This window comes from Pseudomonas sp. P5_A12, assembly GCF_056400685.1.
In genome coordinates, this window is sequence record NZ_JBFUKU010000367.1 from 1 (window position 1) to 8,370 (window position 8,370).

At 56.4% G+C, this 8,370-nt stretch carries 10 protein-coding genes and 1 pseudogene; all 11 read right to left on the reverse strand.

The window, feature by feature from the left end; genetic code table 11:
• A partial coding sequence (locus AC1DSG_RS27950) for a F0F1 ATP synthase subunit epsilon (RefSeq protein WP_477793770.1) occupies nt 1-151 on the reverse strand: 151 nt, incomplete at its 3' end.
• Nucleotides 152-196: 45 nt separating this feature from the next.
• Nucleotides 197-1,576: a F0F1 ATP synthase subunit beta gene (gene atpD / locus AC1DSG_RS27955; RefSeq protein WP_477793765.1), complete on the reverse strand. Its 1,380-nt coding sequence runs from the start codon at nt 1,574-1,576 to the stop codon at nt 197-199.
• Nucleotides 1,577-1,603: 27 nt separating this feature from the next.
• Nucleotides 1,604-2,464: a F0F1 ATP synthase subunit gamma gene (atpG, locus tag AC1DSG_RS27960; protein WP_477793766.1), complete on the reverse strand. Its 861-nt coding sequence runs from the start codon at nt 2,462-2,464 to the stop codon at nt 1,604-1,606.
• Nucleotides 2,465-2,514: 50 nt separating this feature from the next.
• The gene (atpA, locus tag AC1DSG_RS27965) at nt 2,515-4,059 is read right to left on the reverse strand and encodes a F0F1 ATP synthase subunit alpha (RefSeq protein WP_461989938.1); all 1,545 of its coding nucleotides are present in this window, start codon (nt 4,057-4,059) and stop codon (nt 2,515-2,517) included.
• 13 nt (nt 4,060-4,072) lie between these two features.
• Nucleotides 4,073-4,327, reverse strand: a pseudogene (gene atpH / locus AC1DSG_RS27970) (ATP synthase F1 subunit delta); the annotation flags it as partial.
• Between the two features lie 12 nt (nt 4,328-4,339).
• Nucleotides 4,340-4,810 (reverse strand): F0F1 ATP synthase subunit B, encoded by a 471-nt coding sequence (locus AC1DSG_RS27975; RefSeq protein WP_007948090.1) that lies wholly within the window; start codon nt 4,808-4,810, stop codon nt 4,340-4,342.
• A 56-nt stretch (nt 4,811-4,866) separates the two neighbouring features.
• Entirely contained in the window at nt 4,867-5,124 is a 258-nt protein-coding gene (atpE, locus tag AC1DSG_RS27980) for a F0F1 ATP synthase subunit C (RefSeq protein ID WP_002555987.1), read from the reverse strand.
• 133 nt (nt 5,125-5,257) lie between these two features.
• Nucleotides 5,258-6,127: a F0F1 ATP synthase subunit A gene (atpB, locus tag AC1DSG_RS27985; RefSeq protein ID WP_477793767.1), complete on the reverse strand. Its 870-nt coding sequence runs from the start codon at nt 6,125-6,127 to the stop codon at nt 5,258-5,260.
• Nucleotides 6,128-6,143: 16 nt separating this feature from the next.
• Nucleotides 6,144-6,551 (reverse strand): F0F1 ATP synthase subunit I, encoded by a 408-nt coding sequence (locus AC1DSG_RS27990; protein WP_007948092.1) that lies wholly within the window; start codon nt 6,549-6,551, stop codon nt 6,144-6,146.
• 148 nt (nt 6,552-6,699) lie between these two features.
• Nucleotides 6,700-7,572: a ParB/RepB/Spo0J family partition protein gene (locus tag AC1DSG_RS27995; RefSeq protein ID WP_477793768.1), complete on the reverse strand. Its 873-nt coding sequence runs from the start codon at nt 7,570-7,572 to the stop codon at nt 6,700-6,702.
• A gap of 9 nt (nt 7,573-7,581) precedes the next feature.
• The coding region (locus tag AC1DSG_RS28000; RefSeq protein WP_477793769.1) for a ParA family protein at nt 7,582-8,370 on the reverse strand (789 nt) is incomplete at its 5' end.

Sequence of the window (8,370 nt, forward strand, 5' to 3'; positions counted from 1 at the left end):
TCGGACCCGGCTTGAGATTAGTGATCAGCGGCGCGTGACCCAGGGCGATACCAAGATCACCCAGTGCACCGTGCGCAATCACCATCTCGACCAGGCCGGAAAAGATTTCTCCTTCCGCGCTGACGATATCGCAATGGACTGTCATAGCCATCTGATTGCCTCAACCTAAATTAGCGCCCGTTTCCGGGCGCCGGGATTACAGTTTCTTGGCTTTCTCGATCGCTTCTTCGATGCCGCCGACCATGTAGAACGCTTGTTCTGGCAGGTGGTCGTAGTCACCGTTGAGGATGCCTTTGAAGCCAGCAATGGTGTCTTTCAGGGAAACGTATTTACCCGAAGAACCGGTGAAGACTTCAGCCACGAAGAACGGCTGCGACAAGAAACGCTGGATCTTACGAGCACGGTTTACCAACTGCTTGTCTTCTTCAGACAGCTCGTCCATACCCAGGATCGCAATGATGTCCTTCAGTTCTTTGTAACGCTGCAGAACATACTGTACACCGCGAGCGGTATCGTAGTGGTCCTGGCCGATTACGTTCGGATCCAGCTGGCGCGAAGTCGAGTCGAGTGGATCGATTGCCGGGTAGATACCCAGGGAAGCGATGTCACGGGACAGAACGACGGTGGCGTCCAAGTGGGCGAAAGTGGTCGCTGGCGACGGGTCAGTCWAGTCATCCGCAGGTACGTATACCGCCTGGATCGAGGTGATCGAACCGTTTTTGGTCGAAGTGATACGCTCTTGCAGAGTACCCATCTCTTCGGCCAGGGTCGGCTGGTAACCTACTGCGGAAGGCATACGGCCCAGCAGTGCGGATACTTCAGTACCGGCCAGGGTGTAACGATAGATGTTGTCGACGAACAGCAGAACGTCGTTACCTTCGTCACGGAACTTCTCAGCCATGGTCAGGCCGGTCAGTGCTACGCGCAGACGGTTACCCGGCGGCTCGTTCATCTGACCGTAAACCAGTGCCACTTTGTCCAGAACGTTGGAATCCTTCATCTCGTGGTAGAAGTCGTTACCCTCACGAGTACGCTCACCCACACCGGCGAACACGGAATAACCGCTGTGCTCGATGGCGATGTTACGGATCAATTCCATCATGTTTACGGTTTTGCCTACACCGGCACCACCGAACAGACCGACTTTACCACCCTTGGTGAACGGGCAAACAAGGTCGATTGCCTTGATGCCGGTTTCCAGCAGGTCGTTGCCGCCCGCTTGTTCAGCGAAGGTTGGCGCAGGACGGTGAATGCCCCAGCGCTCTTCGGTGTCGATCGGGCCAGCTTCGTCGATCGGGTTGCCCAGAACGTCCATGATCCGGCCCAGAGTCGCTTTACCGACCGGTACGGAGATGGCGGAACCGGAGTCGATGACGTCCAGACCACGCTTCAAGCCCTCGGTGGAGCCCATCGCAATGGTACGAACCACGCCGTCGCCCAGCTGTTGCTGAACTTCCAGAGTGGTTGCGGCCGCGCTTTGTACAGTCAGCGCGTTGTAGATGCTCGGTACGCTGTCGCGTGGGAATTCCACGTCGATAACGGCGCCGATGATTTGAACGATACGTCCGCTACTCATAGCTGGATCCTCTGAATATTTGAACCGTTAAACCGCGGCAGCGCCGCCGACGATTTCCGAGATCTCTTGGGTGATCGCAGCCTGACGCGCCTTGTTGTAGATCAGCTGCAAATCGCTGATCAAATCACCGGCGTTGTCGGTAGCGTTCTTCATCGCGATCATCCGCGCAGCTTGTTCAGCCGCGTTGTTCTCGACCACCGACTGGTAGACCTGCGACTCCACGTAACGAACCATCAAGCCGTCAAGCAGCTCTTTGGCGTCCGGTTCGTAGAGATAGTCCCAGTGGTGCTTGAGTCCTTGATCCGGGGTTGCCACCAGTGGAATCAACTGCTCCACGGTAGGCTGTTGCGTCATGGTGTTGATGAACTTGTTGGACACCACGGACAGGCGGTCAATACGGCCGTCCAGGTAGGCATCCAGCATCACCTTGACGCTGCCGATCAGATCATTGATCGACGGCTCTTCACCCAGGTGGCTGATAGCTGCTACGACGTTACCGCCGAAGTTGCGGAAGAAAGCCGCACCCTTGCTACCCACTACACACAGATCAATCTCGACGCCGTTTTCGCGGTTTACCGCCATGTCCTTGACCAGAGCCTTGAACAGGTTGGTGTTCAAACCACCACACAGACCACGGTCAGAGCTCACCACGACGTAACCGACGCGCTTTACTTCACGCTCGATCATGAACGGGTGGCGATATTCCGGGTTGGCGTTGGCCAAATGACCAATAACCTGGCGGATGCGCTCCGCGTAAGGACGGCTAGCAGCCATGCGCATTTGTGCCCTGCGCATTTTACTGACCGCCACTTTTTCCATGGCGCTGGTAATCTTTTGCGTGCTTTTGATGCTCGCAATCTTACTGCGAATCTCTTTTGCGCCTGCCATGTAACACCTATCAGGTTAGCAAGCGGGAGCCTTGCGGCTCCCGCTGCGGCTTACCAGGTTTGGGTCGCCTTGAACTTCTCGATACCGGCTTTCATGCCCGCATCGATTTCGTCGTTGAAGTCGCCCTTCACGTTGATCTTCGCCATCAAATCGGCGTGATCGCGGTTGAAGAAGGAAATCAGCGCTTGTTCAAAGCTACCGATCTTGGCGATCGCGACGTCAGTCAGGAACCCACGCTCAGCGGCATACAGCGACAGCGCCATGTCAGCAATCGACATTGGTGCGTATTGCTTCTGCTTCATCAGCTCGGTAACGCGCTGACCATGGTCAAGTTGCTTACGGGTCGCTTCGTCCAGGTCAGATGCAAACTGGGCAAATGCCGCCAGTTCACGGTACTGAGCCAGAGCGGTACGGATACCACCGGAGAGCTTCTTGATGATCTTGGTCTGAGCGGCACCACCCACACGGGATACCGAAACACCGGCGTTCACTGCAGGACGGATCCCGGAGTTGAAGATGGCCGATTCCAGGAAGATCTGACCGTCAGTGATGGAAATCACGTTGGTCGGAACGAACGCGGAAACGTCGCCAGCCTGGGTTTCGATGATCGGCAATGCGGTCAGGGAACCGGTTTTGCCGGTCACTGCGCCGTTGGTGAACTTCTCTACATACTCTTCCGAAACGCGGGATGCGCGCTCCAGCAGACGGGAGTGGAGATAGAACACGTCGCCTGGGTAAGCTTCACGGCCTGGTGGACGGCGCAGCAGCAGGGAAATCTGGCGATAAGCCACTGCTTGCTTGGACAGATCGTCATAAACGATCAGCGCGTCTTCACCGCGGTCGCGGAAGAATTCACCCATGGTGCAACCGGCGTAAGGCGCCAGGTATTGCAGTGCTGCAGATTCCGAAGCGCTCGCTGCCACGATGATCGTGTTAGCCAGTGCGCCGTTTTCTTCCAGCTTGCGAACGATGTTAGCGATGGTCGATTGTTTCTGACCGATGGCTACATAGACGCAGAAGATTCCGCTGTTTTTCTGGTTGATGATCGCGTCGATCGCCAGAGCGGTTTTACCGATCTGACGGTCACCAATGATCAGCTCACGCTGGCCACGGCCGACAGGGATCATGGCATCGACAGCCTTGTAGCCAGTCTGTACAGGCTGGTCTACCGACTTACGCCAGATCACGCCTGGAGCAACTTTCTCGACCGCATCGGTCAGAGTGTTGTTCAGCGGACCTTTGCCATCAATCGGGTTACCCAGTGCGTCGACTACGCGACCCAGCAGTTCCTTACCAACCGGAACTTCGAGGATGCGGCCGGTGCACTTGGCGCTCATGCCTTCAGCCAGAGACTGGTAGGAGCCCAATACAACGGCACCTACAGAGTCTTGCTCCAGGTTGAGAGCCATACCGAAGACGCCGCCCGGAAACTCGATCATCTCGCCGTACATAACGTCGGCCAGACCGTGAATCCGCACGATACCGTCAGATACGCTGACGACAGTGCCTTCGTTACGGGCTTGGGAGGTCACATCGAGCTTGTCGATGCGGCCCTTGATAATTTCACTTATTTCGGAAGGATTGAGTTGCTGCATTGCTCTGCTGCGCCTCGTTTTCGGCAACGACGTTGATGAAGTTCTGTGCCTTGGCATCAAACTTGTCGCCGCACACGTCAATAAACGTGGCGGCCTTGTCTGCGCTCGTCAGTCGCGGGGCCTTGAGCACGCGCTGCATGGTGTCGTCTTGCGACACTGCTGCAGCCAGGCCGAGCATGGCTGACCAAGAGGCCAGTTGCTGGTGGGCCTGGGCGTGCTCGAAGGCTGCCTTAGCGTAAGGTCGGGCCAACGTGGTCAATTCTGCCATGATCGCCCTCGCTTAAATTTCAGCAGCCAGTTTGTTTACCAGCTCCGCGTGCGCGTTTTGATCGATTGTGGAACCCAGGATCTTCTCGGCGCCGGAGACTGCCAGGCTACCCAGTTGGGCACGCAGCGCGTCTTTGACACTGTTCAGTTCCTGTTCGATCTCGGCCTGAGCCTGAACCTTCACACGGTCAGCGTCGATACGGGCTTTTTCAACAGCCTCTTCAACGATCTGGTTACCGCGTTTCTTGGCTTGCTCAATGATTTCGGCTGCCTGAGCTTTAGCTTCGCGCAGTTGTTGACCCGCTTTATCTTGGGCCAATTCCAGGTCGCGAGCTGCTCGGGCGGCAGCGTCCAATCCATCCGCAATCTTCTTCTGACGTTCGTGCAAAGCCGCGATGACCGGAGGCCACACGAACTTCATGCAAAACAGTACAAAAATGAAGAACGCAACGGACTGGCCAATCAGGGTTGCATTAATGTTCACGCCAACACCTCGCTCGTTCGTTACACATCACACCAACTACTCGAAGGTTCGAGTAATTAGCCAGCGAGTTGACCAACGAATGGGTTCGCGAAGGTGAAGAACAGAGCGATACCAACACCGATCATGGTTACGGCGTCGAGCAGACCGGCAACGATGAACATTTTAACTTGGAGCATTGGAACCATTTCTGGCTGACGCGCTGCGCCTTCCAGGAACTTGCCGCCCAACAGGCCGAAACCAATTGCGGTACCCAGTGCGCCCAGGCCGATCAACAGTGCAACAGCGATAGCGGTTAGACCAACTACAGTTTCCATCTTTCCTCCCGACTTTTACGTCGTATGGTTTAGGTTTTTTAGATTTTAAAGCGGTAAAACAAATCGTTTCATAGCCCTGTTAGGGCACCCACCCGTTTGATCGGGTGGGACATCAGACTAGTCGAGACTGGTCTTAATGGTTCTCTTCGTGCGCCATCGACAAGTAAACGATGGTCAGCATCATGAAGATAAACGCCTGCAGGGTGATGATCAGGATGTGGAACACAGCCCACGCCCACTGCAGAACAATGCCCAGGCCGCTAAGCCAGAGCAGACCGCTGCCGAACATCACAGCAATCAGAATGAAGACCAGCTCGCCGGCGTACATGTTGCCGAACAGACGCAGTGCCAGAGAGATAGGCTTGGCCACCAGCGTCACGAACTCCAGCAGGAAGTTCACCGGAATCAGCAGGGCTTGAACGAAGATGTTCTTGCTGCCGAACGGGTGCAGGGTCAGTTCGCCGAGGAAGCCGCCGATGCCCTTGACCTTGATGCTGTAGAAAATGATCAACGCGAACACCGACAAGGCCATGCCCAGGGTCGCGTTCGGGTCGGTGGTCGACACCGCACGGAACGGAATGTGATGGTCGCCGGTAACCAGGATGGCCAGCTGAGGAATCCAGTCGACCGGTATCAGGTCGACGGCGTTCATCAGGAACACCCAGACGAAGATGGTCAGTGCCAGCGGTGCAATCACCGGGCTACGGCCATGGAAGCTGTCTTTCACGCTGCCATCGACGAATTCGACCAATACTTCAACGAAGTTCTGCAAAGCACCAGGCTGACCGGAAGTCGCCTTCTTTGCCGCCATGCGGAAAAGAAGAACGAAGATCAGACCCAACGCGACCGACCAGCCGAGGGTATCGACGTGGAAAGCCCAGAAGCCCATTTCCTTGGCTTCTGCTGCGGTGTGGGCAAAACCCCACCCGCCAGTTGGATGCTGACCGAAAGTCAGGTTCTGCAAGTGGTGCTGGATATAGCCCGAAGCGGTTGTTTCTGCCATGGTTGCCTCAAACGCCCTAAGGTCTCGAAAGTCTTGTTCTCATCAGCAGGGGCGCGAACCAGCTGACCAGTTGGGTCAACACGAAGACGCCGAATACAGCTAGCGGCGCCAATGGCTTCACACCTGCAAACGTCAATGCAAAGAGCACTGCCGTCAAAATCAGTTTGCCCGCCTCACCGGCATAAAAAGACCGGACGATGGCTTGAGCTGCTCGGGCGCCGGAAAACCGAAATGCCCTGTGAGCGAAATAAACATTGGGAAGCAAGGCTATCAGGCCTCCGCAGAGTCCTGAGTACCCGGCTACGACTCCATGCCAGTACCAGAGCGCCAAGGCGGCCAGTACCAAAACGACAAATTGAGCCAGTAACACCGGAAAAACTGCCAGGCGATGGAACGGCAAGCGGTTTGGCGTGCGGCTCTCCATCGTTTTTGCTCCCCAATGATCGGCTGCCAGAATTCAATAACTTGGCATAATTTGTGCCGACAAAATGCGCGCAGAGTATAGGGGCGGTTCCGCCCCTATTCAACTGTCAGGTAGTGATTTCCGACTGCACGCTACATGAGGAAATGTTTCAACGAATGTGTGCAAGCACACCCTGCAACTCGTCGAGGGAGTTGTAACCAATAACCAACTGCCCTTTCCCCTTCTTACCGTGGCGAATCTGCACCGCAGAGCCTAGGCGCTCGGCCAGGCGCTGTTCCAGTCGGGCTATATCCGGGTCCGGTTTTACCGGTTCAGCAGGCTCCTGTTTGCCACTCAACCACTGGCGAACCAGTGCTTCAGTCTGGCGCACAGTCAGCCCCCGTGCGACAACGTGTCGCGCCCCTTCTACCTGTTGATTCTCCGGTAAACCGAGCAAAGCACGCGCATGACCCATTTCCAGGTCGCCGTGCGACAGCATGGTTTTGATAACTTCCGGCAACGCGATCAAGCGTAGCAGGTTGGCCACGGTCACGCGGGATTTGCCCACCGCTTCGGCAACCTGTTGCTGAGTCAGCTGGAATTCCTGCTGCAAACGCTGCAACGCCACCGCTTCTTCGATCGGATTGAGGTCTTCACGCTGGATATTCTCGATCAGCGCCATTGCGATGGCCGTTTCATCCGGAACATCACGAACCATCGCCGGGATGGTTTCCTGGCCAGCCTGCTGGCTTGCACGCCAGCGGCGTTCACCGGCGATGATTTCGAAGCGACCGCTACCAATCGGGCGGACCACGATCGGCTGCATCACCCCCTGGGCCTTGATCGACTGCGCCAATTCTTCCAGCGCTTGAGGATCCATATCCCGACGGGGCTGGTACTTGCCCCGCTGGATCAGGTCCAGGGGCAGGTGCTGCAACTCGCGCTGGTCGGCTTGCACCGCTTGTTCTTCCAGCGAGCTGACAGTCGGACTACTCAGCAGTGCATCCAGTCCACGTCCGARACCTCGTTTCTTGACGGCCATGGGGATTCCTTAAGTTGCCTGAGCGGCGGCGGTGCGTGAGTTTTTGCGTTGACGGCGAACCATCTCGCCCGCCAATGCCAGATAGGCAATGGCGCCCCGCGATGACTTGTCGTACGCCAATGCCGGCATCCCATAACTAGGCGCTTCGGCCAGGCGGATGTTGCGCGGAATCACGGTGTCGTAGAGTTGCTCGCCGAAGTGTTCCTTGAGCTGTGCAGACACATCGTTCATCAGGCTCAGCCGCGGGTCGTACATGGTCCGCAACAGGCCTTCGACTTTCAGGTTCGGGTTCAGCAATTCGGCGATGCGCTTGATGTTATCCACAAGGTCACTCAGACCTTCGAGCGCGAAGTACTCGCACTGCATGGGGATAATCACCCCATCGGCAGCAACCAGTGCGTTCAGCGTGAGCATGGACAACGACGGTGGGCAGTCGATCAAAATGTAATCGTAGTTTTCTCGGATCGGCGCCAACGCACTGCGCAGGCGGCTTTCCTTCATCTGCATTTCCAGCAGAACCACTTCAGCCGCCGTCAGGTCACGGTTAGCCGGCAGCAACTGGTAACCACCGTGTTCGGAAAAATGCATGGCCTGGGCCAGATCGCATTCACCGATCAGCAAGTCGTAGACCGAGTTTTCCAGACCGTGTTTATCCACACCGCTACCCATGGTGGCGTTGCCCTGTGGATCGAGATCGATCAGCAGTACCCGACGCTTGGTAGCGACCAGGGAAGCTGCGAGGTTGATGCAGGTGGTGGTTTTACCCACACCACCCTTTTGGTTCGCAATCGCGAATAC

Bases quoted from the DNA above. Each gene is read 5' to 3' on its own strand.
- atpE (WP_002555987.1), bottom strand. From the start codon at position 5,124: ATGGAAACTGTAGTTGGTCTAACCGCTATCGCTGTTGCACTGTTGATC.
- atpG (WP_477793766.1), bottom strand. From the start codon at position 2,464: ATGGCAGGCGCAAAAGAGATTCGCAGTAAGATTGCGAGCATCAAAAGC.
- AC1DSG_RS27990 (WP_007948092.1), bottom strand. From the start codon at position 6,551: ATGGAGAGCCGCACGCCAAACCGCTTGCCGTTCCATCGCCTGGCAGTT.
- atpA (WP_461989938.1), bottom strand. From the start codon at position 4,059: ATGCAGCAACTCAATCCTTCCGAAATAAGTGAAATTATCAAGGGCCGC.
- atpB (WP_477793767.1), bottom strand. From the start codon at position 6,127: ATGGCAGAAACAACCGCTTCGGGCTATATCCAGCACCACTTGCAGAAC.